The following is a 25,168-nucleotide window of genomic DNA, read 5'->3' on the forward strand; positions in this document are numbered from 1 at the left end:
GGCTTCTTCCCCAGGAAGATCCATGCCGTCACAGCCGAAGGATTCATCCTAAAGCTAATCCTCTTTATCTTCGCCTACACGCTAGCTCAAGTAATTGAGTAGCTCGCAACTTGAGTTAATTATGAATGAGTGAATGAGGAAATAATCATGATTAACTAATGTTGTTCACAGACTGCTTATTAACTGTACCTGAAAATAATGTTTCAAGTAAAGAATTCATCATTATTAGTTACTCAATCATTATTCTAATCCTTATTAATTACAGACGTTACCTGATCAGAGACAACTGCGCCTCCTTTAATGCGGATGATGCGATCTGTTTTCTCGGCCAGTTCCAGGTCGTGTGTTACTAGTACCAGCGTGGTGCCAGCTTCGCGATTCAGGTCGAACAGCAGATTTTCTACCTTCTGCCCTGTTTCCTCATCCAAATTACCGGTGGGTTCATCTGCAAAAAGTATAGTTGGTTTGTTTGAGAAAGCCCTTGCCAAGGAAACGCGTTGTTGCTCGCCACCGGAAAGCTGTGTCGGGTAATGGTCGTAACGCTCTGCCAGACCTACCCGCTCCAATAGCTCCATAGCTTGTTTGTGTACATTTCGCTCTCCGCGGAGTTCCAGTGGCACCATTACATTTTCTACGGCTGTTAAAGTAGAAATCAACTGAAAGTTCTGAAAAATAAAGCCTACGTATTGGTTGCGTACCTGTGCGCGTTCATCCTCCGAGAGGTTATCCAGTTTAATTCCGTTAAGTACCACAGAGCCAGAAGAAGCTCTGTCGAGGCCGGCGCAAAGGCCCAGCAACGTGGTTTTGCCGCTACCCGACGGGCCAACAATGGCGCAGGTATCACCGGCCTGAAGCGAAAAATTTATACCTTGCAGAACTGTTAGCGGGTGATTTCCACTGTAGTATGTTTTTTCGAGATCTTTAATTTCTAGTATGACAGACACGTATGTAGATGTTAAGGTAGTATGGAACGTACATTACTGGCACTTTATTTACGTTGCCAATGCTGTAAAAACTGGTAAACCTGTATTTTACGTTATTGTTTAATATAGAGCCAAGTATAAATTTAAGAAACTAAGTGTATTTATGATTCTAAAACGTAATTTTTTCATCATCCTTTTGGCCTTTGTGTTCAGCTTTGCTGCATGCAGCGAGGCTGATAGGTCTACAGCTATAACCGAAGAACGTGAAACAGATACAGTTGCAGAGGCTGAAGCAAAAAATGAAAAATCAGAAAGAACCAGAAACATCCTGTTTTTTGGCAACAGCCTGACCGCCGGTTATGGTCTGGAGCCGGACCAGGCTTTCCCGGCTCTGATTCAGCATAAGATTGACTCCCTTTATTTACCTTACAAAGTAGTAAATGCCGGTGTTAGTGGTGAGACCTCTGCAGGCGGTAAGAGCCGGATCAACTGGCTACTGAAACAGCCTATCGATGTATTTGTGCTGGAACTGGGTGCAAACGACGGCCTCAGGGGTATTGATCCTTCTGAAACTTATAAAAACCTGCAGACCATAATACAGAAAGTACGCGAAAAAAACCCGGAAGCCCAGATCATACTTGCCGGTATGCAGATTCCGCCTAGCATGGGCCAGAAGTATACCAACGAGTTCCGGAATGTATTTATAAACCTCGCTGAAGAAGAGAATGTTGCCTTAATCCCTTTTCTGCTGGAAGGTGTTGCCGGTATGCCTAAACTTAACCAGGCAGATGGTATTCACCCTACTGTTGAGGGGCAAAAGATACTGGCAGAGAATGTATGGGCTGTAATGGAAGATATGCTTAAGGTTCCCGCAGTCCAGTAAAATTATCCTTACTTGTATAAAGTCGCCTGTTCATTCATGTGCAGGCGATTTTTTTGGTTAAATAACTCAAGTTTCGTTATATTATTTTATACTTTTTATACTTTCCCGAAGTATAAATTTAATATTTTATAGTTGATAATCAATTATATATAGCAAGCAGATTGGCTGTTGAGAAAAAAATACAGAAATTTATATATCCTCAGGCAACCTATAGTATGGTATTCTACATCTAAGGGTTAAAGAGCCAAATAAAGCTCTAAAATTGTAAAGTATACCTAACAGCAGCATTTGATAATTTTTTACAAATCGTGTCGGAATCGGAGTTAATAGCGGGATGCCAGAAGGCTGATAGTAAAGCACAGAAGATGCTGTACGAACAGTATGCCTCTAAAATGTACGGCGTGTGCTTGCGTTACCTCAAGAACGACATGGATGCGGAAGAAGCACTGCTGAACGGGTTTATGAAAATTTACCAGAACATTGATCGCTTTGAGGCTAAAGGAAGTTTTGAAGGATGGGTACGCCGAATTATGGTAAACGAAGCCCTGGCTTTTTTAAGAAAGAAAGAGCCGCTGCACCTGGCCATAGAAGACAGCCACATACAGGTTGCCGGAGCAAGTAGTGCCGACAATGATTTGGCTGAAGGAGAATTAATGGAGTTGTTGCATACATTACCTGCAGGTTACAGAGCAGTTTTTAACCTTTATGCAATTGAAGGATACTCACACAAAGAAATTGCGGACATGCTCGGTATTAACGAAGGCACATCCAAATCGCAGTTAAGCAAGGCCCGCGCCATGCTACAGCGCAGATTAGAAGGACAAAGTGCCATAGCCGTTTAAGAAAAGGAGGATACCATGAAACCAGAAGACATAGACAAAATATTTAAAGAGCGTTTGGGCAACACCTCTCCCACTCCTCCCCTAGACCTGTGGAGCAAACTGCAGGACAGAATGGAGGATGAGATGCCACGCCAGAGCCTGCTGACAGAGGAAAAGAAAGAAGAAAAGAAAAGCTTTCTGTGGATCTACTCTTCTATCGCGGCTTCGCTATCGTTATTGCTTGCTGTTGGTGTGGTGTTCTATAACATTAAAACCACGCCAGAGATAAGCGAGCAGTTAGCAGATAAAGACAAAGTTCTACTTCAGGAATCGCCTGCTTACAAAGCCCCTGCTACAGAGACTTTGGCACAGGCAGAAATAAAATCTGAAAAAAATTCTGAGACCCAGGCAACCGAAGATGCAGCCCCTGCATCTAGTATTGCAGAACCGGTTGAGAAACCAGCTACCATAGCAAAGGCAACAAAAGCTGTACAGCAAACAAAAGCGGCCCAAGTTATAGAAGCTCCTCAACCAACGGCAAATGTGCAGCAGGCCATTGCCGCTACTACCCCGGTAACTGAAAAACCAGCAGAAACAGCAACGGTAGTGCCAACTGGCAAACCGGTTATGTCGTCTGCCCTGGCTGTCAGCTCCGACATGAATGCCCGACCTGTAGAGATCACGATTAAGCGCGCTGCTACCCTAACTGTCGCAACAGCAGAGGTAGAAGAGAGCGAACCAAGTGGTCTCGACAAGAAAGCCAGGCTTGCTAAAAATATCTTTAAGCAGGCACGTAACCTGGCTAATGGCGAGCAGGTGCAATTGGCAGACCTTGGTATACGTGCCGACAGAGTGGCGCTGGAAACACAGATCGGGAAACAAAAATTTTCAAAAGTAATTAATCTCTAACCCTACAAAACGATGAAACGAGTACTACTTATCATGGCCATATTCATGGCCACCGTGACCGGTGTGTCTGCCAAAGGCGGTCTTACCGTGAAAGAGCGACTAACTTCTGAGCAGGATACGATTGTTGTGAAAATGGCAAACGGCGCCAAATTGATCCTTCAACTGCAGAATATAGAGCAATTAAAGGCTTTTCAGACTTACAGCCTCGACTCGCTGATGCGTGAACTGAACAAGTATGTAGATCAGGTTGATCAGATGGAGAACACTACTGGAAACAAGGACCTCACGGTAACATTTAACACAGCTAAGGCTGCCGACGGTAAATCTGAAGAAATAACAGTAACTGTACAGGAGCAGGATAAGAAAACCGGCGATGTTAAAAAAGAGCGCCACGAGATCCGCATTAACAAATCTTTTAAAATTGATGTGGAAGTAGAAGAAGATGGCGACAATACCAAAGTAAATGTAAACGTGCCAGATAAAGCCCAGCGCGACAGCACACGTGCCGCTTACAAAGAAAGCCATTATAAAGCCTCTAAGTTTAACTTTGACGTGGACCTGGGTTATAACAACTTCCTCAGTACAAATGACAACCAGGTACCAGACCTTAAAACACTAGGATCAAGATATGTGAGCCTTAACCTGCACCTGAACAACCAGATTGGTGGCCGTAAAAGCCCGTTCTACATCGTGTCAGGTTTCGAGTTTGCCTTCAACAACTTTATGTTCGACGATGACATTGTTGTGACTGATGTAAACAAGGTAACCACTTTTACAGAGCTGACTGATCGTAATTTCGAGAAATCTAAACTGACTTATTCTTCTGTTAACATCCCGATTATGCCAATGCTAAAGTTTAAGCGCGAAAATGGTAAAGATGGATTTTTAATTGGCGCAGGTGGTTTTGCCGGATATCGTTTGGGTAGCCATACAAAACTGAAATACCAGGAAGAAGGCAAAACTGAGAAAGATAAAACCCGCGATAACTTTAACCTGAGTGATTTTCAGTATGGCCTGGAAGGTGTCATCGGATACGGAAGCCTGAACATGTTCGTAAAGTATAACATGAACGATGTGTTCAAAGATAACCGCGGCCCTCAGGCTAATGTTATCAGCTTCGGATTAAGGCTGCTTAACTAAAAAGTATAAAAGAGTTTGTTTGTGATTAAGGTGAACGAAAAGAGGAGCCCTGGAGCTCCTCTTTTTTGTTACGCGTTCCGTTTAAAATTATCAATGATGATGGCGGTTGCTGTGGCTACATTAAGAGACTCTGCTTTTCCGAATGCAGGAATTTTGATAAGTTGATTTATTTGGCCTGCTACTTCGGGGCGTATACCGTTTGCTTCGTTGCCCAGTACCAGTATGCCCTCCGGCTTAAGCTTCATCTTATGCAGGTTTTCTCCGGCAAGCGAGGCCCCGTAAATTTTATACTTAGTTGTATACTGTGCCAGCCATTCCGTCAGGTTTACATAATGTACGTTAATCCTGGTAAACGAACCCATGGTGGCAGCGATAACTTTGGGATTATAAAAATCGGCACAACTCTCAGAACATACAACATGCTCAATGCCATACCAGTCGGCTATACGGATAATGGTGCCCAGGTTGCCCGGGTCGCGTATGTCGTCAAGCGCAATCACAAAATCTTTTTCCTGTAGCGTAAGGTGCGGAAGCTTTCGCATACTTGCCACTGCCAGCGCAGCGTTATTACTGGCGAAGGTGCCTGCAGCCACCAGGTCTTTTTCTGTAACTATATCATACTTAAACCCTTTGTGCAGCAGGGCGGCATGTTCTTGCCTAAAAGATTCGGTTACAAACAGGTGCTGAATCTCAAAATCGGACTGCAGTAACTCCAGCACACTTTTTGCGCCCTCTACCACAAAGGCTTGGTGTTGGCTGCGGTATTTTTTTACTTGCAACGATTTAACGTATTTTACAATTGCTTTAGAGAACATAGCCGGATAAACGTTTGAAATCACGAGTATACATATACGCGCTTGCATTTACAATTCTGCTCATTATGGGTTGCGTACCTACCAGGTACCTCGGCGAGAATGAGCAGTTACTTGTAAGTATAAAACCTGAAGGGCTTGATCTGGTAGATGCTACTGCTATTCAGCCACTTTACCGGCAGGATCCAAATCGTTTGGTGTTTGGGTCTGCACCTTACCTGGCGCTTTATAACTTCGGTAAAAAGTTTTACGACCCACCAAAAATTCAGCAGAAGATACAGGAGCAGGAAGCAAAGCGCGAGGAGAAGATTGCAGAAGCCGGTACAGATACCACAAAAATCGTTAAAATTCGAAATAGGTTTGATAACCGGATAGAACGCCTGGAAACAAAGCTGAAAGAAGGTAATTTTTTAATGCAGATCGGTGAGCCACCTGCTATTTACGACTCTGTGCAGATGCAGCGTACCGTAGAGCAGATTGATATTTACCTTAACTCAAAGGGTTTCTTTAACAGTGAGACCAGCTACACAAAAGAGGTTAAAAATGATAAGCTTGTTTACATTACTGTTAATATTGATGAACATAGTCCCTATCGTTACTCCGAATTTACCTACACTATACCCGATACTGCTATCAGGCGCCATGTACTGAGTAGCTCAAACAGGTCTCTTTTACAGCTTGGCGAAATTTATGATGAAAACACCCTGTCTGCTGAAAGGGACAGAATTTATAACCTGCTCCGTAACCGTGGCTACTATGATTTTGCGCGGGCTTATATAGAGTTTCTGGTAGATACTACCCAAGTTGGTAACCTTGCTCAGGTAAATACTATCATCCAAAACCCAGAGCAAGGCGATCGGCATAAAGTATATACTATCAAAAATGTATACTTTAAATCTGATGTAGACCGGTTTGGCATACCCCGCGATACCATAAAGTATAACGGTATAAATTACATGGCTTACAAGCACCGTTATGCTAAAGATATTCTCGATCAGAAAATTGATATAGCGTCAGGGCAGCCATACAGTCAGTTAAAAACTACCATTACGCAGCGTAATCTTTCTAGTCTGGATGTGTTTCAATTTAATAACGTGTTGTATAACAAGGTATTGTCTCCTTATGATTCGGTTTACCAGCTAAACGCGTTCATTAATGCAGTGCCAGCCAAAAAGTTTCAGGAAACAACAGAGTTAGGTGTAAACTTTACTGAGCGCAGACCCGGGCCATTTACAAGCATACGCTTGCGGGTAAGGAATATTTTTGGCGGTGCCGAGAACCTGGACATTGGCCTTTATGGTGGCCTGGAAGGTCAGATAGCCCTATCTGAGACTGCTGAAACTGTTATGATAAAGGAGTACGGGGGCAATGTATCGCTTACCTTTCCGGTTATTCTAGTGCCTTTCACTAATAAGAGCCTGCTTTCTAACTTTAACCCGAGGACCCGGTTTTATACCGGCATCACTTCCGAAGACCGGACGGAGTATAAGCGCCTAAGTTACCAGTTGGGCCTTGATTATATCTGGCAGCAATATAGAAGCCCGTCACAGCCACCTGTGATGCAGTACATTTTCTCACCTGTAAATTTTAATATCATAAATGTAAGCAGGTTAGATCCTACGTTTCTGGCTTACCTGGAAAACTTTAGTAACAGCAGGTCTTTAGCAGAGAGTTTTGAGAGTGCCTTGCTGTCGTTTATGTCGTTTAACTTTATATTTAACACAAACGATTTTGCCCAAACCAGAAATGCCAGATACTTCAGAACGCAGGCAGAGATAGGTGGTTTAAGCCAGCAACTCGGGCTTAACATGAATGTTGGTGATCTAAGAACTTTCCAGTATGCCAGGTTAAACCCTGACTACCGCCGCTACATTCCGCTTGGGGGCAAACGCCTGTTTGCGTACAGGCTTAACACAGGTGTTGCAAAGCCGCTATTTAATTCAGATGTGTTGCCCTACGATAAGCACTTTTTTGCTGGTGGCGCCTCCAGTGTACGGGCCTGGCAGTCAAGGCGCTTAGGGCTTGGTTCTTTCTTTGCTACAACCCCGGCAAAAGACGAAAATGGTAATCCATTAATAGGTGATGATGGAGAACCTGTACTGGTGCGAAATTTTAATGCTGAACAACCTGGCGAGGTTTTACTGGAAGGTAGTGCAGAGTACCGCTTTAATATGTTCAGCTTTATAAACGGTGCTGTATTTGTAGATGCAGGCAATGTATGGCTGCTTGATAAAGATGCTTCTAAACCAGGTGCCAATTTCGAATTTAACCGTTTCTATAAAGAGATTGCCGTAGGTACAGGATTCGGTGTTCGCTTCGATCTATCTGTAGTAGTGCTCCGTTTTGATATTGCCACCAAAGTATACGACCCGGCAGGCATAGGAAGCGATAAGTTTGTGTTTGACAACTTCAAGTTCTCACAGATCTTTACACGAAACAACCAGACCTCATTGAATATTGGTATCGGCTATCCATTCTAGGACCATAGCTTAGGACCGGTAATTAAAGGGGATTGATTGATTTAATTGATTTTTTTCTGAATCAGGATTTGCTTGATTAGAATCGGATAAGCAGGATTTTTTAGACCTCGCAGCGTTCGAAGGTCCTGCGAGTGTCTATTATTAGCTTATACTTTGTAGCTGCCAAAAAGCTCACGGGTTTTAAAACGCTGGGAAGTATGCTAATCAAATCACCTTTAACCTATTCAATCCAAGCCCTATTGATCTGCGGCCAATAATCCAGTGTATCAAATTTCATCCTTCAAATCCTGATTCAGACAAAATGAAGAAGCCCCATCAACTGACGGGGCTTCTGCTTTTTAAACTTTATACTTTAGAATTCTTTTGTCCCTGGTCTAAAGTTCTATTTTTAGGTTTCTTGCTAGTAGTTCAACAACTCCTCCAGCACCTTAGCTACTTTATCAGGGTTAGGTAACATCATCTTTTCCAGTTCCACATTAAGCGGAATAGCTGGCAGGTTAGCAGCCCCCAAAGTATAAACAGGTGCATCCAGCATTTTAAAGCAGTCCTTTGACAGGCGTCCGGCCAGAGACTCAGCAAAAGAGTTCATTAGCGGCTCTTCTGTCAATACAAGGGCTTTGCCATGGCGCTCTACAGATGTGCGTACTGTTTCGTAGTCCAGTGGGTTAAGTGTGCGCAGGTCTACAATTTCTATACTTCCCGGGAATTGCTTAGCAGCTGTTTTGGCCCAGTATACACCCATACCGTAAGTGATAACGGTTAGGCTGTTGCCCATTCTGATTTCCTCCTCATCGGCCTTTTGTACAATATTGGCTTTACCCAGTGGCAAAATGTAGTTTTCATCCGGCTCAATAGTCTTAGCATCTTCGGTACCAGCCACTTTTGACCAGTAAATGCCTTTGTGCTCTAGCATAACAACAGGGTTCGGGTCCAGGAAGGCAGCTTTCATAAGGCCTTTCATATCGGCGGCATTGCTCGGGAACACTACTTTTATACCTCTGATATTCAACAATGTAGATTCTATGCTTCCGGAATGGTAAGGTCCGCCACCACCGTAAGCACCAATTGGCACACGAATAACAGATTGAATCGGGAATTTGCCGTTGCTCAGGTAGCAGCTTTTTGACAGCTCTTCTACCAACTGGTTAATACCTGGCCAGATGTAATCGGCAAACTGTATCTCTACGATAGCCTTGGCACCTACTGCCGACATACCTGCCGTTGAGCCTACAATGTATGCTTCCTGGATCGGGGTATTGAACACGCGTGCATCGCCATACTTTTTAGCCAGCAAAGCAGCCTCACGGAACACGCCACCCAACTCACCGCCTACGTCCTGGCCGTAAAATAAAGCCTCCGGGTAAGTGCGAAGTATATCATCCACGGCATGCAGTGCAGCATCCACCATGATGGCTTTTTCTGCTCCGGCTGGGGTTCTCTCGCCTTTCTCTTCGGTTATCGGTGTTGGCGCAAACTCATGCTGATCAAAAGTTGCCGGTTCAGGATTTGGTGCTTCCAGTGCACGGTGATAATCTGCAGCCACACAGGCAACTGCTTCCTGCTCCAGCTGATCAATTTCATCCTGGCTCACATCGGCATTTAACAAGGCGTGGCGCAGCTTTGGAATAGGGTCGTCTACGGCATGCTGGTTCAGGTTATCGCCACGGTACCATTCACGGCGTACTCCTGAAGTATGATGGCCCAAAAGCGGAACCTTGGCATGTACCAGTATAGGCTTACGCACTTTACGGGCATATTCAAAAGCAACACGCATACCCTCATACGACTCTTCGAAGTCAGAGCCGTTTACACGCAGGCGTTCCATACCTTTAAAGCCGGCAGCATACTCATAGGCATCCATGGCACGCATTTCTTTGCCCGTAGCTGAAATTCCCCAGTCGTTGTCCTGTATCAGGTACACAATCGGCAAATTTTTCAATATCGCCATCTGGAAAGCCTCTGCCACTTCACCTTCCGTTACAGAACCATCTCCCAGCGAGCACAGCACAACCGCTTTCTCGTCTGCTTTCAGTAACCCCTGTCCTTCTAGGTAAGCTATACCATGCGCCATACCTGTTGCCGGAATGGCTTGCATACCTGTAGCAGAGCTTTGGTGCGGAATAGTAGGAAAACCCTCTCTTTTTAAAGATGGATGCCCATAGTAAGTGCGGCCACCAGAGAATGGATCATCGGCTTTTGCCATCAGCTGCAGCATTAACTCGTACGGCTGCATACCAATACCCAAAAGGATAGAGTCATCTCTGTAATATGGCGCGGCGTAGTCGTAAGACTTTAACTGGAAAGCGGCGGCAAGCTGTATCGCTTCGTGCCCTCGGGAGGTGCTGTGTACATACTTGCTGCAGATAGCTTTATTTTCTTCATAAGTGTCTGCCATGGTTTTGGCAGTAATCATCAGGCGGTAAGCTTTTTTAAGCAGATCAATATCCAGCTTTACCGCTTCTAGCATATCATTTGACATAAAGTGCAGTTCTTTTGCCCGAAAATACGAATTTATCCCCTTTTTCTAAAATCCTTCTTGATGCTTCGCTACTCCGGCAATAATCGGTAATTTTGCACCAACTATACTTTTACCTAGACCAGGGACTGCTTGACAAAGGACAAAATACTTTTTTAGATTTAATCTTAGAAGTCTGTTGGTGTCAAGTATAAATGTTCTTACTGTTTAACTGAAGTATAGATTTGAAACTGGCAGAGGATTTACCTGAATTAAATAATCCATTGTCTTTTGTCAAATAATCTTTTGTCAAAAACTATGTTCAGAGATAAAGTAGAGGCGTTTATGCGCCAGTTCCAGAAAGACCTGTACCAGGCGTTGGAAAATTGCGATGGCGGTGCAACGTTTACAGCCGATGAGTGGCAGCACGAAGGCGGCGGTGGCGGTATTTCGCGGGTTATCGAAAATGGCCATGTGTTGGAGAAAGGCGGCGTCAATTTTTCTGCGGTGCAGGGTGAGTTATCTCCACAGTTCCTGAAGATGCTGCAAATGCCCGATCCTGCATACTTTGCAACCGGCGTTTCGGTGGTTATGCACCCGCACAGCCCGATGGTGCCTATTACCCACATGAACGTACGCTACTTTGAGGCCGGGAACGGACAAGCCTGGTTTGGAGGCGGCATTGACCTTACTCCTATTTACCTGGACCTGAAGCAGGCGCGTGCTTTTCATGAGCAAATGAAAGAAGTTTGCGACAAGCACCACCCAAGTTATTACCCGGAGTTTAAGAAGTGGGCCGATGATTACTTTTACAACGAGCACCGCGAAGAAACCCGTGGCGTAGGTGGCATTTTCTTCGACAGACTAATGGCTACCGACGAGATAAGTATGGAAGATCGATTTGCCTTTGTACGCGATGTGGCCTATGCTTTTATTCCTTTTTATACTAGTATAATGAACCAGAACCGCGATCTGGCATACGGTGAAAAAGAAAAGCAATGGCAGCTGATACGCCGTGGCCGCTACGTGGAATTTAACCTGGTATATGACCGCGGCACTAAGTTTGGGTTGCTTACCAAAGGTAGAATAGAGTCTATACTTATGAGCCTTCCTACACATGCTTCGTGGCACTATAACTTTACACCTGAGCCGGGTAGCGCAGAAGAAAAGACGCAGCAATACCTGAAAAAAGACATCGACTGGCTTCACGTGCAGTAACCCCCCTATGGAGACGCTGGAACAACTGGATAAGGACCTGTTTATCTACTTAAACGACATTCAAAGTCCATTTTGGAATACTATAATGGTTTTTGTGTCGGAAAAGCTGGTTTGGATACCTTTTTACCTGGGTTTGGTAGCCTACCTGGTATGGCGCTACCGCAGGCAAAGTATACCTATGATCGGATTAGTGCTTGTGGCAATCGGTTTGTCTGATTTTATAGCTTCAGGTTTGTTTAAGCCATACTTTGCACGCCTTCGTCCATGCCACGATGCATCACTCTCGGAATTTGTTAATCTTGTAGAAGGTTGCGGAGGTCAGTTTGGGTTTATGTCGTCGCATGCGGCTAACAGCTTTGCGCTGGCCGTTTTCTTTAACCTTATACTTTCAGACAGGTACTTTATTTTTAAGATTGTACTGGTGGCATGGGCGGTTGTTGTTTCGTATAGCCGTATTTACCTGGGTGTTCACTTTCCTGGGGATATAATAGGTGGTGCTATACTTGGCTCTTTTCTTGCTTATTTATGCTCGTTGGGTTACACTATTCTTCTGAACAAATACCCCCGTTTTGTGCGTTAAACTATTAGCAGTAAGTGCTGTTTCCTTTGTGGTTATTCAAAGGCATTGATTTTGCGCAATCATTTTTACAGTTTTATACTTTTAGTTTGGCTGCTGGCTTGTGGCAATCATGCACTGGCACAGCAGTTTTATACTTTATCTGGCCGCGTACTGGATGCTGAATCTGGTGAGGCTTTGGCTGGGGCATCGCTTTTCTTAAAAGAAAGGCCAAGTGCCGGTGCAGTGACAGATGCAAACGGCAGGTATAGTTTTACGGCAGAGGCAGGGAGTTATACTTTGGTTACCCGCTACATTGGCTACGACGACCAGGAACAGCCCCTCCTATTAGATCAGAACAAGCAATTAACCATCAGACTCTCAGCAAAAACCTATGGTGTGCAGGAGGTGGAGGTAATTGCCAATCGACAGCCCCCAATAACCGAAACTGCCACCATGGGGCAAATTGACATCCCCCTGGAAACTCTTAAAACCCTGCCAGTACTCTTTGGAGAAACTGACATTTTAAAAACAGTACAGCTAATGCCGGGTGTACAGTCTGGCGGCGAAGGCAATACGGGCTTTTATGTTCGTGGCGGTGGTGCAGACCAAAATCTGGTATTACTGGATAAGGCTACCATTTACAACCCCGGCCACCTGCTCAATTTCTTTTCGGTTTTTAACAGCAATGCCATCGAAAATACTACGCTCCTGAAAGGCAACATGCCGGCCAGGTACGGGGGCAGATTATCTTCGGTGCTCGATGTGGAGATGAAAGACGGAGACATGTCTCAGTTCAGGGCTGATGGCGGTGTTGGCTTGATTGCTTCTCGTTTAACGCTGCAGGGGCCTATTGCCAAAGAAAAAGCATCGTTTCTACTTTCTGGCCGCAGAACTTATATAGATGTGCTTACAGAGCCGTTTCTGAAAGATACTGAGCAAGGTGGCGTACCTTATTACTTCTACGACCTTAACGGCAAGATTACTTATACTTTATCAGATAAAGACAGGCTGTACCTGAGTGGCTACTATGGCCGCGACAAAGGCACTTTAAACCTATCGGATGGGCGTTTTACTTCTGATTTTTTCTGGGGAAACGCCAGTGCCACAGCCCGTTGGAACCACCTATTCAGCGATAAACTGTTCATGAATGCCTCTGCCCTGCTCAGTAACTATAATTTTGAGTTTACCTGGGAGTTTGGCGGTTATACTACTGTTCTGGAAACCGGTGTGCGCGACTACAGCTTTAATCTCGGTTTTGATTATACACCCAGCGTCAAGCATCACATACAGTATGGTTTACAATATACTTACCACACGCTTAGGCCCCGTACAGGACAAGCCGAGGGTGTAGATGGCGATGCGTTCAGCACAGATCGTATAAAACCTAAATATGCCCACGAGACAGCTCTTTATATAGCTGACGACTGGAACCTGACCGATAGACTTTTAATAAGCCTGGGCCTGAGAAGTAGCCACTTTATGCAGGTTGGTCCATTTAGCTTTTACAATTTTGATAACAATGAGCAGGTTTCGGATTCTGTGAACTTTGGGCGTGGCGATAAGGTAAAATCATATCATAACCTTGAGCCACGGGCATCGCTGCGTTATACTTTAGATCAAAACTCCTCTGTAAAGGTTGCATTTACGCAATCTGCACAATACCTGCACCTGGTATCGAATGCCTATACTACTTTACCGTTGGATGTATGGGTGCCCAGTTCCGCCATTGTAAGACCACAACGTGCTACACAGTATGCCCTAGGTTATTTTAAAAGTATAGCTCAGAATGAGTATGAAGGCTCTGTGGAAGTATACTATAAAACCATGCAGAACCAGCTGGAGTACCGCGAAGGCTATGCACCCGGCCCAAGTAACCGAGACCTGGAATATGAATTCGTGAGCGGAAGCGGCGAGTCGTATGGCGTTGAGTTATTTCTGCGCAAAAACTTTGGTGACCTGCAGGGCTGGGTTGGGTATACTTTGTCTAGAACCACACGTAAGTTCCCGGACCTTAACCAGGGCAGTACCTTCCCGGCACGCTTCGACAGGCGCCATGACCTGTCTGTGGTTGCCAATTACAAACTAAACGATAAGTGGACCTTTGGTGGTGTATTTGTTTACGGTACCGGGCAGGCTACAACCATGCCTGTACGCCGTTATTTTATAGAGGGCAGCGTAGTATACCAGTATGGCGACAGAAACAGTTTCAGGATGGAGCCCACGCATCGCCTGGATCTGGCCGCTACCTTGGAAGGAAAGAAGTATAAAAACATACAAAACAGCTTTACCTTTTCGATTTACAATGTATATGGCCGCCGAAACCCGTTTTTATACTACATCGACAACCAGGGAGAGCCATACAGCCAGGATATAAAGCTGCAGGCCAAAAAAGTATCGACCATACCTTTTCCGTTGCCCTCTGTAACCTGGAATTTTAGCTGGAAATAACATGAAAAGCATTCATTTTATACTTTCGTTGCTGGGTTTAATGCTACTTGCAGGCTGCGAAGAAAACCTTACGCTAGATATTCCTGAGGGCGAAGAGCAACTAGTTGTAGAGGGTCACATAGAGCAGGGCTCTCCTCCAATTGTAGTGCTTACAAGGTCTGTGCCTGTATTTGCCAACGTGTCTTTCGAGACCCTTGAAAGTGCCTTTGTGCATAACGCTCAGGTTACAGTTAACTCAGGCGGAAAGGTGTATACTTTGCGGGAGATTCCTTCGGCATCATTTACAAAGGAGTTAAAAGAGCAGGTGGCGCTGCTGTTTGGGGTTTCCGAGAATTTACTAAATGGCAGCAATGGTTTTCCTTTCTATGTTTATACTTCTGATGAACTGAAAGGTGAGATAGGTAAGAGTTATGGCTTACGCATCAGCCATCAGGGCAAAGTGCTTACGTCTAACACAACTATACCAAACTTAAACCCCATTGATGTACTCTGGACTGCCCCACACTCCAACCCTGAACAAGACAGCCTTAAAATTCTGATGTACCGCTACGCAGACCCCGATACCTTAGGCAACAGCGTGCGCTACTTTACAAAACGCAACCAGGAACCATTTTATCCCGGCTTGTTAGGCTCCGTTTTTAATGATGAGCTGATAAACGGCGGCACCATTACTTTTCCCTTAGACCGCGGTGAGCCCAGAGGGCAGTCAGAAGTAAATGAGGAGTTATATGGCTATTTTGGAAAAGGAGACACTGTTACGGTGCGCTGGGCAGCCATTGATCTGGCTCATTTCCGTTTCTGGAGCACTTTGGAGAGCGAGCAAAACAGCAACGGCAGCCCCATCGGTTCACCCAATACTACCCGCTCAAACATTAAAGGCGGTTTAGGCATCTGGGGCGGTTATGGCGTTACATACCATACTTTGGTTATTGAGTGAGCGGTTTGGTTATTGGTTACTGGTTATTCGTTTATGAGGATGTAGATACGCAATGGTTTGCGCCTTGTTCACAAAAGCTGAATACCTTACAAAGTGTAAAATCTAATAACTAACAACGAATAACTAATAACGAAAAATCTATCTCCCCAGTAACCTCGCCACATACTTGCCGATAATATCAAATTCCAGGTTTATCTTATCTCCTGGCTTTACCTGGTGCAGGTTGGTGTGCTCGTACGTATATGGAATGATTGCTACCGAGAAGGAGTTCTCTTTTGAGTTAAATACCGTTAAGCTAATACCGTTTACACAGATAGAGCCTTTCTCGACGGTTACATTGCCCTGGCTGGCGTCGTAGCTAAACGTAAATATCCAGCTGCCATTCTCATCCACCACCGATTCACAAATGCCTGTCTGGTCTACGTGGCCCTGCACCACATGCCCGTCGAAACGTCCGTTTGCCTGCATGCAGCGCTCCAGGTTCACCTTATCTCCGGGTTTAAGGCTGTTCAGGTTGGTCTTTTTTAGCGTCTCGTCGATGGCCGTAACAGTATAATTGTCGCCGTTTATACTTACTACCGTTAAACAGATGCCATTATGCGCCACACTTTGGTCTATCTTAAGCTCGTGCGTAAATGGACTGGATAGCGTAAAGTGCTTGTTCGTGTTCTCTTCACGTGTATTGGTAACCTGGCCAAGTGCCTCTATTATTCCTGTAAACATGGTTCTGCTTCTTGTTTATACTTCAAATTTAACAGCTTTATGTGTCAGTTACTGCCTTTGTGCTACAGATAAAGCGAAATTGATGCACGATTTATATTTGGGATGCTTATTTTCGCAACCAAATCTTTTTTACCTGGACTTAGTAAGATAAAAGAGATAGTACACGATGTAGTGATTACCCAAAGTATAACAACAAAAATGCAGACAGACTCATACAGACACCGTGGCATGCGCCGTGCATTAGTTAACCATTTGCGCGAAAAAGGCATACGCGATGAACGTGTTTTGGCTGCCATCGGCGCCGTACCGCGGCATTTCTTCTTCGAAAAAGCGTTTTTAGAGCAAGCTTACCAGGATAAAGCCTTTCCAATCGGCGAAGGCCAGACTATCTCCCAACCATACACTGTTGCATTTCAATCGGAGCTGCTGCAGCTAAAACCCACCGACAAAGTACTGGAAATTGGCACAGGCTCTGGCTACCAATGCTCCGTTCTGCTGCAGATCACCCCTCATGTTTATACGATAGAGTATAACCGCGCCCTTTACGAAAAAGCACTGCTCTTCTTTAAAAAGTATGGCTTAAAGCCGCATGCTTTTCACGGCGACGGTTCACTTGGTTTACTGCAACATGCCCCTTACGATAAAATTATCGTAACGGCAGGTGCACCGGGAGTTCCTAAAGCACTGGTGCAGCAGCTAAATGTAGGTGGTTGCCTTGTTATACCTGTTGGTAGCGAGAGCAGCCAGAAAATGGTTCGCATTACCCGCGTAGAGGAAAACGAGTTTACCAAAGAAGAATTCACCAGCTTTAAATTCGTGCCGCTGCTGGGTAAATCGGGCTGGGAGTCAGAGCGATTTTAGAACTATCAGCTAATAGTGCAGACCATTTAATAATAACTGGAAAAATTACGACGCTTTTCCGGCTATAACCGAGTATGAGCTAAAGTTTAGCCAAGCGGTCAGAAATGGCGATGTATATTTAATTTTTGCTGACTTTATAAGTATATTTTATACTTCGGCTTGCTGAACGTATCTTTGCGCCATCAAAAAAAGCATAATTGTAATGCGTAAACAGAAAAAAGTACAGGACTCATACGTCATCATGACGGAGCTGGTATTGCCAAACGATACCAATACACTACACAACTTAATGGGTGGCCGCATGATGCATTGGATGGACATTGTGTCGGCTATAGCTGCGCAGAAACACTCTAACCGCATTGTGGTTACGGCATCGGTAGACAACGTATCTTTCTCTGAAAGTATAAAACTAGGAAATGTTGTAACGCTGGAGGCAAAAGTTACCCGTGCTTTTAACTCCTCTATGGAGGTGCACATTGTAGTTTATGCCGAGGATATACCTAGCGGTAAAAAGGTAAAATCAAACCAGGCGTTTTTCACTTTTGTGGCTGTAGATCAGTTAGGCAACCCTATTGATGTGCCTGAGGCGCTACCTGAAACAGAAGAAGAGATCAGGCTATACGACGGAGCACTTCGCCGCAGGCAACTACGCCTTGTTTTGGCTGGCCGTATGAAGCCGAGCGAAGCAAATGAGCTACGATCAATATTTGACATAAAAGAAGGAGCAGAAGGATAAGAAAGTATGGCAGGATTACAGGCAGATCAACTAAACAGCGAGTTTTTAAAGAACTTTATACCTGAAACCATTTACCTGGTGGATGGAGATATCGCTGCGCCTGCACCTGCTTTACCCCAAGAGACAGAAGCAGCAGTTGTAGCCCCGGTTGCAGCTGCTGCTCCAACTGCCACTGTAAAACCAACGGAGGCGCTAGTTGCAAATGAAGAAGCACCTGTTCCGCCAGCACAGCATAAACCTAAGCCTACACCTACCCTGCCCAAACTTCCTAAAGATGAGGCTGCTAAAGCTCCAGGCAAGTATAAAACCATTGGCGAAAACAAAAAAGGAGTAGTTATACTTGTAACGCTTCCGGAAGAGCAATTTATAAAACTGCCACAGCTGGAATTCCTGAATAAGATTTTAGGCGCCATCGGCTTACAACCAACGGATGTAGCTTACCTGAACAACGTTTCAGGAGCCATTGCCAAATTTGAGGATATGCAGCAGGAACTGCAGGTAAATTACATCATCAGTTTCGCCAGCCGTCTTGATACCGACCTTCCACACGATAAGTTTACACTTTATAATCCTGTTTTGGTTGGTTCAGTGCCCGTACTATTCTCGCAATCGTTGGCTATGTTGGAGCATGACGTAGAGCACAAAAAGCAGTTGTGGGGCGCATTGCAAAAAATCTTCAACCGGTGATTAATGTTGATTTAATTAATTTTGCAGTGTTTTTATAATAGCGCATTTTGCCATTGTAGAGACGCAATACTTTGCGTCTTTTCTGCTACAGGGCGGTAGGTTTCGTTGTTGGTTATTCGTTGTTTGATCCTGATTCCTATTGTTCCCATAGCGCAAGTGTTAAACGAAGTGTCACTTGTGCTGTTATATGGTGGCAAGTCTTCAGATTTGCGAAAGTATAATTTATGGTTCACGGAAGTCTGAAGACTTCTCTTTATGAAAAGTCACAAGTCACCGCTTCGCTTAAGACTTGCGCCAGGGAAGAGCCATAGAAAAGATGTGATTTCAGAATTTTAATAAGGCAACAAAAGAGAGCGGCCTTTCTACAATAGAAAGGCCGCTCTCTTTTTGATACTTTGTGGATTTACAGAATCCTAAAATCCCATCATCCTAAGAATCCTAGTCTATTGTAGCAACGTTGCCAACTTCGCCTCTAACTCAGGACCTCTTAAACCTTTCGCAATGATCTTTCCTTCCGGATCAACCAATACAGTTTGAGGAATGGCTGTTACGTTGTATAGCTGTGCTGCACTGCTTTCCCATCCTTTGAGGTCTGAAACGTGCGGCCAGGTAAGTTTGTCCTTTTCGATAGCAGCTAACCATTTTTCACGGTTCTGGTCCAGGGAAACACCGAAAATTTCGAAGCCTTTGCCTTTATACTTGTTGTACATTTTTACCACATTCGGGTTTTCTACGCGGCAAGGTCCGCACCAGCTGGCCCAGAAATCGATAAGTACATACTTGCCACGTAGCGATGAAAGCGACTGAGAACCACCCGCCGGAGTAGGCAGTGAAATATCCGGCGCCATTTGGCCAACAGCTGTAGAGCGCAAAGGCTTTAGTCGATCGTTTAATCTTTTGGTGTACTGGGAGTTTGGGATATTTTGCGTGTACAGGTTAGCCATGCTATCAGCAAATGCGAAATCATTAATAGGGTCTATCAGACTGGCTGTACCAAAAGCTGAAACCACAGACGCCGGGTGCTGTGCCAGGAAATTCTTCGTCTCTTTCTGCATCGCCATAAACTCCTGGCGTATTTTCTCTGCCTCCGCTTCGTTTCCGTTTTGCATGGCCTGGTTAAAGCGCTGCTCCATCTCAGTCTGCTTCATTCGGTTTTCGTTTACCAGCTTGTTCAGCTTCTGAAATAAGGCAGACTCTTCCGACCCTTCAATCTGTACCGTACCGTTCAAGTCTTTTGCATCGGCATTTACTTTTATTTTACCGCTATCCAACACCACCATAATACCATTTTGCTGGTCCATGGCGATGCGGTAAAAGGTTGGCTCTGATACTGTGCCTTTAAAGTTAAAAGAACCGTCTTTGCCGATCTCAGCTGTATCGCGGGGTACAAACTGCTGCTCTCCCAGCTCAAGCAAGTATATAGGACTGCCCGCTGTTGCATTTTCTAACTTACCCTGAATTAAGAATCCATCTGCCTCATTTGAGGTAGACTCTTTTCCCTGGCAGCCAGCTATAAGTGCGGCGGCAGATGCAGCAAAAACTAACTTTTTAAGTTTCATAGGTTTGGGTTATGCGTTTAAACCTGCTTGAAGTAATTGATTCGCCACTTTAGGATCTGCTTTTCCCTTCGTCTTCTTCATGATCTCACCCATAAACATACCTATCAGCGACTGCTTTCCGGCTTTATACTCTGCTACTTTCGCAGGATTTGCCGCCAGCACTTCGTTTATAATCTGTGCCAGTTCGTCTGAATTAGATTCCTGCAACAAGTTTTGCTCCTCTGCCACTTGCTGTGCAGTGGTTTCAGGATGTTCCAACATGTACGGGAAAATTTGCTTAGAGGCAATGGAGTGGCTCACCTTGTTTTGATCTACTAACGAAATTATCTGGGCAATTTGTTCAGGTGCAAGCGGAAAATCATTTATATGCAGCTGCAACTCGTTCAGATAAGACTTTACAGGGCCCATCATCCAGTTAGAAGCGGCTTTGTAATTTGTGGTCTCTTTGCAAAGCTCCTCAAAGTATAAAGCGATCTCTTTTGCGTCTGTTAATACAGCTGCATCATACTCTGGCAGGCCCAGCTCGTTTACAAAGCGGTTGTAAAGCACCTGTGGCAGACTTGGCATAGCAGCCTTAACGCTATCCAGCCACTCCTGCTCGATCACCAATGGCTGCAGGTCCGGCTCCGGGAAGTAGCGGTAATCGTTCATGGTTTCCTTAGAACGCATGGCTGTAGTAGAACCAGTATTAGCGTCAAAATTGCGCGTTTCGCCATCTACTTTTCCGCCATTTTCCAGCACCATGATCTGGCGTTCTATCTCGTGCTCAATAGCACGCTGCACGTTACGGAAAGAGTTCATGTTCTTCACCTCTACCTTCGTGCCCCAAAGCGGAGAATCCTTTAGCATCACAGAAATGTTGGCATCGCAACGCAGCGAGCCTTCTTCCATGTTACCGTCGCAAATATCCAGGTACTTAACCAAACGCTTAATCTCGATCAGGTAATTGTACGCTTCTACAGAGTCACGGATATCCGGCTCCGATACGATCTCAATAAGCGGAACACCGGCACGGTTAAAGTCTACTAATGTCTCAATCTCGCCTGGCAGGTGCATTGATTTACCGGCATCTTCTTCCATATGAATACGGGTGATACCGATGGTCTTGTCGTTACCCTCAGCGTCCTTAATTACAAGGTGGCCGTTCGTACAGATCGGCGTTTTATCCTGTGTGATCTGATATCCTTTCGGAAGGTCAGGGTAAAAGTAATTCTTACGTGCATAAATATTATGGCGCGTAATTTCGCAGTTAGTGGCAATACCCATTTTAGCAGCCATCTCCACTACTTTTTTGTTCACGCGTGGCAACGTGCCCGGGTGACCAAGGGTAATGGCACTCAGGTTAGTGTTCGGCATCATGCCATACTCTGTAGAGTCGGATGAGTAAGCCTTGCTCTCTGTTAACAGCTGCGCGTGCACTTCCAGACCAATAATTGCCTGGTATTTATCTCTTATCGCTTTATCCATTTTAATTTATCTATTACCTGTTTAGTATAGATTATGATGTCATAAAATCTGGGCCTAAAATGATCAATAGCAGTATTACTACTAAAGTGATTATGTTGGCCAACCCTATACCTATCAGATAAACCATCTTTTGTTTTTGGTTATCTTCTTTTCTTGAATAGCTCTTTAATATATAATATAAGCCAATAGGCGAAGCTATAAACCCAATAACAGCCGGGAAAAAGGGGAAAAACGAAGCTAGGTCGCCTTTTATAACCGAAACTCGTGCTAATGAATAGCCTATATTTGAAAATATAAATGAATAAAAGATCACATAATACAAAGTTCTCGCTTTATCCAAATTTATAGTCTCCATAGCTATGATTTGCAATTACAGTAAGCTTTTAACAAGCTCTACTGCTTTGCCTGGCACAGTGGCTAACCCAGCTGAATTCTTACCGCCGGCAGTGGCATAAAACGGTTGACCACCGCCACCGCCTTGAATTTCCTTGGCGAGCTCACGTACCATCTGGCTGGCATTCATGTTCTTTTCAGAGACCAGGTTGTCCGATAGCATCACAGCGATTTGGGGTTTCCCGTCAATCTCAGCAGCAAGTACCAGTACTAAGTTATCTACTACCTGGCGCATATCAAAGGCAAGCTTTTTCAGATAGTCAGATGAACTTACATCTACCCTTTCAGCTACCAAGTTGATGCCATTTAGCTGCTGTGCATTTTGCGCCAATGTATCTTTCAGGCTACCTAGTTGTTTTAGTTCAAATTGCTCTAACTGTTTCTGCAGCGCCTTATAATCTTCCTGTAGCTTTTGCACCGCACCTGATACATTGCTTTGCGTATTCATGGCTTCGCGTACGGCATGCAGTTCGTTTACCTGCTGCTGCATGTATTCTTCCGCTGCGTCGCCGGTAATGGCCTCTATACGACGTACACCTGCCGCTACAGAGCTTTCCGAAACTATTTTAAAGTAACCGATATTGCCGGTGTTCAGCACATGCGTACCGCCACAAAGTTCTACAGAGTGCTCACGACCAAAAGAGATTACACGTACAAAGTCGCCATACTTCTCGCCGAACAAGGCCATAGCTCCCATTTGTTTTGCTTCCTCGATAGGCACGTTACGGCTTTCCTCTAATGGTATAGATTCGCGCACACGCTTGTTTACCATATGCTCGATCTGGCGCAGCTCAGCCTCCTCTACTTTGGCAAAGTGTGAAAAGTCGAAACGCAACAGTTTTTCGTTAACCAATGAACCGCGCTGCTGTACGTGCTCACCTAAAGCAGAACGTAAAGCAGCATGCAGTAAGTGTGTGGCAGAGTGATTTCTACGGATCATATTACGACGTTCTGCATCAATCTCAGCCCTAAAACCAGCCTCTACGTTCTGAGGTAATTTAGGCGTGATATGAAGTATAAGGTCGTTCTCTTTTTTCGTATCCATCACCTCTACCTGCTCACTGTCAGAAATCAGGTAACCGGTATCTCCTACCTGTCCGCCACTCTCGGCATAGAAAGGAGTTTTGTCCAGCACCAGGTGATATTCGCTCTTATTCTTGGTCTTTACCTGACGGTAACGCACAATATGAGAAGCCGAAGTATCGCAGTCGTAGCCGATAAACTCGTTCACCACATCCGGCTGAAGTATAATCCAGTCGGTTTGCTCAGTGGCAGATGCGTTGCGTGAGCGGTTTTTCTGCTGCTCCATTTCCACACCAAAACCAGCCTCGTCTACCGTAAAACCTTTTTCACGGGCAATCAGGGCAGTTAGGTCAAGCGGGAAACCAAAGGTATCATAAAGTTCGAAAGCTGTTTTGCCGTCGATAGTGTTGTTGTTCTGCTTAAAGCTTTCCTCTAAGGCATCAAGGCGTTTCAAGCCGTTCTCCAGCGTACGCAGGAAAGCATTCTCCTCCTCTTCTATCACACGCTGCACAAAACCCAGCTGCTGCTTCAGTTCAGGGAATACATGCGCCATCTGATCTGCCAGTACTTCAGCTAATTTAAACAGAAATGGTTTTTTGAAATCCAGGAAAGTAAAGCCGTAACGGACTGCACGTCGCAGGATACGACGGATCACATAACCAGCCTTGTTGTTTGATGGTAACTGGCCATCGGCAATGGTAAAGGCAATGGCACGAATGTGGTCAGAAATTACACGGATGGCGATGTCTGTTTTCTCGTTTTCGCCATACTTTACTCCTGCTTCTTTTGCCACATACTGGATCAGCGGCTGGAAAACATCTGTATCGTAGTTAGAACGTTTGCCCTGGATAGCCATACACAAACGCTCAAAGCCCATACCTGTATCAACGTGCTGCGCAGGCAGTTTTACCAGCGAGCCATCGGCCAGGCGGTTAAACTCCATGAATACGTTGTTCCAGATCTCCACTACCTGTGGGTGATCGTTATTTACAAGTGATTTGCCATCAACCTGTGCGCGTTCTTCCTCAGTTCTTAAATCAACGTGAATTTCAGAGCAAGGGCCGCACGGACCGGTATCACCCATTTCCCAGAAGTTGTCTTTCTTAGAGCCCATCAGGATACGATCCTCAGCGATCATACTTTTCCAGATATTAAAAGCATTCTGGTCCATTGGCAGGTTCTCAGAATCGTCGCCCTGGAAAACAGAAACGTACAATCTGTCTTTAGGCAGCTTATATACTTCCGTCAGCAGTTCCCACGACCACTCCAGCGCCTCTTTCTTAAAGTAATCTCCAAACGACCAGTTACCCAGCATCTCGAACATGGTGTGGTGATAGGTGTCGTAGCCTACCTCTTCCAGGTCGTTGTGCTTGCCGCTAACGCGAAGGCATTTTTGAGTGTCGGCGATACGTTTGCTTGGGGCAGGTTTGTTACCCAGAAAGTAGTCTTTAAACGGCGCCATTCCCGAGTTAATAAACATCAGGGTTGGGTCGTCTTTTACCACAATCGGAGCCGAAGGCACGATCTGGTGCTGCTTCGAAGCAAAGAAATCCAGGAACTTTTGTCTAATCTCAGCTGAGTTCATGTATGATTATTAGGCCTTTAGATACTTATGGCTATACTTGTTGTTTAATAACAAAAAATATAGAATTTTTGCTGTAGAGAAACACATTGATTTTGTGAAGCTCAAAAAGCACATTTAAGGCAAAAGTAGCATATTTTAGCCTTATTCAGTAGCATCTGTGTGAAAATTACACAGGTGCCATACTTTAACCGAACCATAGCCATGCCTTATAAAGAAAGAGAAATAGAAAAGCAGTACTACACCATTGGCGAAGTAGCCGAAATGTTTGACGTAGCTGCCTCGCTGATACGTTTCTGGGAAACTGAGTTTGAGCAACTTAGGCCAAAGAAAAATAAAAAAGGCAACCGCCAGTACACCGCAAAAGATATTGAGACCCTCCGCACCATTTACCACCTGGTAAAAGAGCGTGGCTATACTATACAGGGTGCCAGGGAGGTGCTTAAAAACAAGTCTGTACAGACCAAAGACAAGATCGAGATCATTGAGTCGCTGGAGAAAGTAAAGGCTTTTCTGGTAGGAATTAAATCGCAGTTGAACACCAAAGAATAA

21 protein-coding genes and 1 pseudogene are annotated in these 25,168 nt (G+C 44.9%); 14 read left to right on the forward strand and 8 right to left on the reverse strand.

The window, feature by feature from the left end:
* Positions 1-102, forward strand: a pseudogene (locus tag K0O23_RS20630) (IS982 family transposase); the annotation flags it as partial.
* A gap of 143 nt (positions 103-245) precedes the next feature.
* Here K0O23_RS20630 and K0O23_RS18495 read toward each other — a convergent pair.
* Positions 246-944: an ABC transporter ATP-binding protein gene (locus tag K0O23_RS18495; protein ID WP_219878943.1), complete on the reverse strand. Its 699-nt coding sequence runs from the start codon at positions 942-944 to the stop codon at positions 246-248.
* Positions 945-1,086: 142 nt separating this feature from the next.
* On the opposite strand from K0O23_RS18495, the gene K0O23_RS18500 reads away from it, so the two are divergent.
* From K0O23_RS18500 to K0O23_RS18515, 4 genes are all read left to right on the forward strand, one after another.
* Positions 1,087-1,806, forward strand: a complete 720-nt coding sequence (locus K0O23_RS18500; RefSeq protein ID WP_219878944.1) for an arylesterase — start codon at positions 1,087-1,089, stop codon at positions 1,804-1,806.
* Positions 1,807-2,114: 308 nt separating this feature from the next.
* Positions 2,115-2,648 (forward strand): RNA polymerase sigma factor, encoded by a 534-nt coding sequence (locus tag K0O23_RS18505; protein WP_219878945.1) that lies wholly within the window; start codon positions 2,115-2,117, stop codon positions 2,646-2,648.
* A gap of 15 nt (positions 2,649-2,663) precedes the next feature.
* A complete protein-coding gene (locus tag K0O23_RS18510) occupies positions 2,664-3,536 on the forward strand; it encodes a hypothetical protein (protein WP_219878946.1) in 873 nt (290 codons plus the stop codon).
* Positions 3,537-3,548: 12 nt separating this feature from the next.
* Positions 3,549-4,676, forward strand: a complete 1,128-nt coding sequence (locus K0O23_RS18515; protein ID WP_219878947.1) for an outer membrane beta-barrel protein — start codon at positions 3,549-3,551, stop codon at positions 4,674-4,676.
* Between the two features lie 68 nt (positions 4,677-4,744).
* Here K0O23_RS18515 and K0O23_RS18520 read toward each other — a convergent pair whose 3' ends face one another.
* Positions 4,745-5,515 (reverse strand): TrmH family RNA methyltransferase, encoded by a 771-nt coding sequence (locus tag K0O23_RS18520; protein ID WP_317195712.1) that lies wholly within the window; start codon positions 5,513-5,515, stop codon positions 4,745-4,747.
* Between K0O23_RS18520 and tamL the strand changes: the two genes are divergently transcribed.
* A complete protein-coding gene (gene tamL, locus K0O23_RS18525) occupies positions 5,506-7,968 on the forward strand; it encodes a translocation and assembly module lipoprotein TamL (RefSeq protein WP_219878948.1) in 2,463 nt (820 codons plus the stop codon). The genes K0O23_RS18520 and tamL overlap by 10 nt on opposite strands.
* Before the next feature lie 400 nt (positions 7,969-8,368).
* Here the strand turns inward: tamL and K0O23_RS18530 are convergent, their stop codons facing one another.
* Positions 8,369-10,435 (reverse strand): alpha-ketoacid dehydrogenase subunit alpha/beta, encoded by a 2,067-nt coding sequence (locus K0O23_RS18530; protein ID WP_246597213.1) that lies wholly within the window; start codon positions 10,433-10,435, stop codon positions 8,369-8,371.
* 306 nt (positions 10,436-10,741) lie between these two features.
* On the opposite strand from K0O23_RS18530, the gene hemF reads away from it, so the two are divergent.
* The 4 genes from hemF to K0O23_RS18550 are packed head-to-tail and all read left to right on the forward strand — an operon-like array spanning position 10,742 to position 15,585.
* Positions 10,742-11,641, forward strand: a complete 900-nt coding sequence (hemF, locus tag K0O23_RS18535; RefSeq protein ID WP_219878950.1) for an oxygen-dependent coproporphyrinogen oxidase — start codon at positions 10,742-10,744, stop codon at positions 11,639-11,641.
* 7 nt (positions 11,642-11,648) lie between these two features.
* Entirely contained in the window at positions 11,649-12,221 is a 573-nt protein-coding gene (locus K0O23_RS18540) for a phosphatase PAP2 family protein (RefSeq protein ID WP_219878951.1), read from the forward strand.
* A 51-nt stretch (positions 12,222-12,272) separates the two neighbouring features.
* Complete coding sequence (locus K0O23_RS18545) at positions 12,273-14,648, forward strand: TonB-dependent receptor (RefSeq protein ID WP_246597214.1); 2,376 nt, start codon at positions 12,273-12,275, stop codon at positions 14,646-14,648.
* A 1-nt stretch (position 14,649) separates the two neighbouring features.
* Entirely contained in the window at positions 14,650-15,585 is a 936-nt protein-coding gene (locus K0O23_RS18550; RefSeq protein WP_219878952.1) for a DUF4249 family protein, read from the forward strand.
* Positions 15,586-15,723: 138 nt separating this feature from the next.
* Here K0O23_RS18550 and K0O23_RS18555 read toward each other — a convergent pair whose 3' ends face one another.
* Positions 15,724-16,308, reverse strand: a complete 585-nt coding sequence (locus K0O23_RS18555) for a riboflavin synthase (RefSeq protein WP_219878953.1) — start codon at positions 16,306-16,308, stop codon at positions 15,724-15,726.
* Between the two features lie 198 nt (positions 16,309-16,506).
* On the opposite strand from K0O23_RS18555, the gene K0O23_RS18560 reads away from it, so the two are divergent.
* From K0O23_RS18560 to K0O23_RS18570, 3 genes are all read left to right on the forward strand, one after another.
* A complete protein-coding gene (locus tag K0O23_RS18560) occupies positions 16,507-17,169 on the forward strand; it encodes a protein-L-isoaspartate(D-aspartate) O-methyltransferase (protein ID WP_219878954.1) in 663 nt (220 codons plus the stop codon).
* 202 nt (positions 17,170-17,371) lie between these two features.
* The gene (locus K0O23_RS18565; protein WP_219878955.1) at positions 17,372-17,905 is read left to right on the forward strand and encodes an acyl-CoA thioesterase; all 534 of its coding nucleotides are present in this window, start codon (positions 17,372-17,374) and stop codon (positions 17,903-17,905) included.
* 6 nt (positions 17,906-17,911) lie between these two features.
* Complete coding sequence (locus K0O23_RS18570) at positions 17,912-18,592, forward strand: hypothetical protein (RefSeq protein ID WP_219878956.1); 681 nt, start codon at positions 17,912-17,914, stop codon at positions 18,590-18,592.
* A 443-nt stretch (positions 18,593-19,035) separates the two neighbouring features.
* On the opposite strand, the gene K0O23_RS18575 is transcribed toward K0O23_RS18570, so the two are convergent.
* The 4 genes from K0O23_RS18575 to alaS are packed head-to-tail and all read right to left on the reverse strand — an operon-like array spanning position 19,036 to position 24,619.
* Positions 19,036-20,151 carry a TlpA disulfide reductase family protein gene (locus K0O23_RS18575; protein ID WP_219878957.1) on the reverse strand — a complete coding sequence of 372 codons (1,116 nt, stop codon included), beginning with the start codon at positions 20,149-20,151 and terminating at the stop codon, positions 19,036-19,038.
* 9 nt (positions 20,152-20,160) lie between these two features.
* Positions 20,161-21,618 carry an Asp-tRNA(Asn)/Glu-tRNA(Gln) amidotransferase subunit GatB gene (gatB, locus tag K0O23_RS18580; protein WP_219878958.1) on the reverse strand — a complete coding sequence of 486 codons (1,458 nt, stop codon included), beginning with the start codon at positions 21,616-21,618 and terminating at the stop codon, positions 20,161-20,163.
* 31 nt (positions 21,619-21,649) lie between these two features.
* Entirely contained in the window at positions 21,650-21,973 is a 324-nt protein-coding gene (locus K0O23_RS18585) for a hypothetical protein (protein WP_219878959.1), read from the reverse strand.
* 15 nt (positions 21,974-21,988) lie between these two features.
* Positions 21,989-24,619 carry an alanine--tRNA ligase gene (gene alaS / locus K0O23_RS18590; RefSeq protein WP_219878960.1) on the reverse strand — a complete coding sequence of 877 codons (2,631 nt, stop codon included), beginning with the start codon at positions 24,617-24,619 and terminating at the stop codon, positions 21,989-21,991.
* A gap of 201 nt (positions 24,620-24,820) precedes the next feature.
* Between alaS and K0O23_RS18595 the strand changes: the two genes are divergently transcribed.
* Entirely contained in the window at positions 24,821-25,168 is a 348-nt protein-coding gene (locus K0O23_RS18595) for a MerR family transcriptional regulator (protein WP_219878975.1), read from the forward strand.

Origin of the sequence: Pontibacter aydingkolensis, assembly GCF_019443125.1 — a bacterium.
GTDB classification, from domain to species: Bacteria; Bacteroidota; Bacteroidia; order Cytophagales; family Hymenobacteraceae; genus Pontibacter; species Pontibacter aydingkolensis.

Excerpts from the sequence above, each read along its gene's own strand:
- K0O23_RS18585 (WP_219878959.1), bottom strand. The coding sequence starts at position 21,973 with ATGGAGACTATAAATTTGGATAAAGCGAGAACTTTGTATTATGTGATC.
- gatB (WP_219878958.1), bottom strand. The coding sequence starts at position 21,618 with ATGGATAAAGCGATAAGAGATAAATACCAGGCAATTATTGGTCTGGAA.
- K0O23_RS18555 (WP_219878953.1), bottom strand. The coding sequence starts at position 16,308 with ATGTTTACAGGAATAATAGAGGCACTTGGCCAGGTTACCAATACACGT.
- K0O23_RS18565 (WP_219878955.1), top strand. The coding sequence starts at position 17,372 with ATGCGTAAACAGAAAAAAGTACAGGACTCATACGTCATCATGACGGAG.
- K0O23_RS18570 (WP_219878956.1), top strand. The coding sequence starts at position 17,912 with ATGGCAGGATTACAGGCAGATCAACTAAACAGCGAGTTTTTAAAGAAC.
- K0O23_RS18510 (WP_219878946.1), top strand. The coding sequence starts at position 2,664 with ATGAAACCAGAAGACATAGACAAAATATTTAAAGAGCGTTTGGGCAAC.
- K0O23_RS18595 (WP_219878975.1), top strand. The coding sequence starts at position 24,821 with ATGCCTTATAAAGAAAGAGAAATAGAAAAGCAGTACTACACCATTGGC.
- K0O23_RS18500 (WP_219878944.1), top strand. The coding sequence starts at position 1,087 with ATGATTCTAAAACGTAATTTTTTCATCATCCTTTTGGCCTTTGTGTTC.
- K0O23_RS18515 (WP_219878947.1), top strand. The coding sequence starts at position 3,549 with ATGAAACGAGTACTACTTATCATGGCCATATTCATGGCCACCGTGACC.
- K0O23_RS18540 (WP_219878951.1), top strand. The coding sequence starts at position 11,649 with ATGGAGACGCTGGAACAACTGGATAAGGACCTGTTTATCTACTTAAAC.
- K0O23_RS18530 (WP_246597213.1), bottom strand. The coding sequence starts at position 10,435 with ATGCTAGAAGCGGTAAAGCTGGATATTGATCTGCTTAAAAAAGCTTAC.
- K0O23_RS18575 (WP_219878957.1), bottom strand. The coding sequence starts at position 20,151 with ATGAAACTTAAAAAGTTAGTTTTTGCTGCATCTGCCGCCGCACTTATA.
- hemF (WP_219878950.1), top strand. The coding sequence starts at position 10,742 with ATGTTCAGAGATAAAGTAGAGGCGTTTATGCGCCAGTTCCAGAAAGAC.
- alaS (WP_219878960.1), bottom strand. The coding sequence starts at position 24,619 with ATGAACTCAGCTGAGATTAGACAAAAGTTCCTGGATTTCTTTGCTTCG.
- K0O23_RS18550 (WP_219878952.1), top strand. The coding sequence starts at position 14,650 with ATGAAAAGCATTCATTTTATACTTTCGTTGCTGGGTTTAATGCTACTT.
- K0O23_RS18560 (WP_219878954.1), top strand. The coding sequence starts at position 16,507 with ATGCAGACAGACTCATACAGACACCGTGGCATGCGCCGTGCATTAGTT.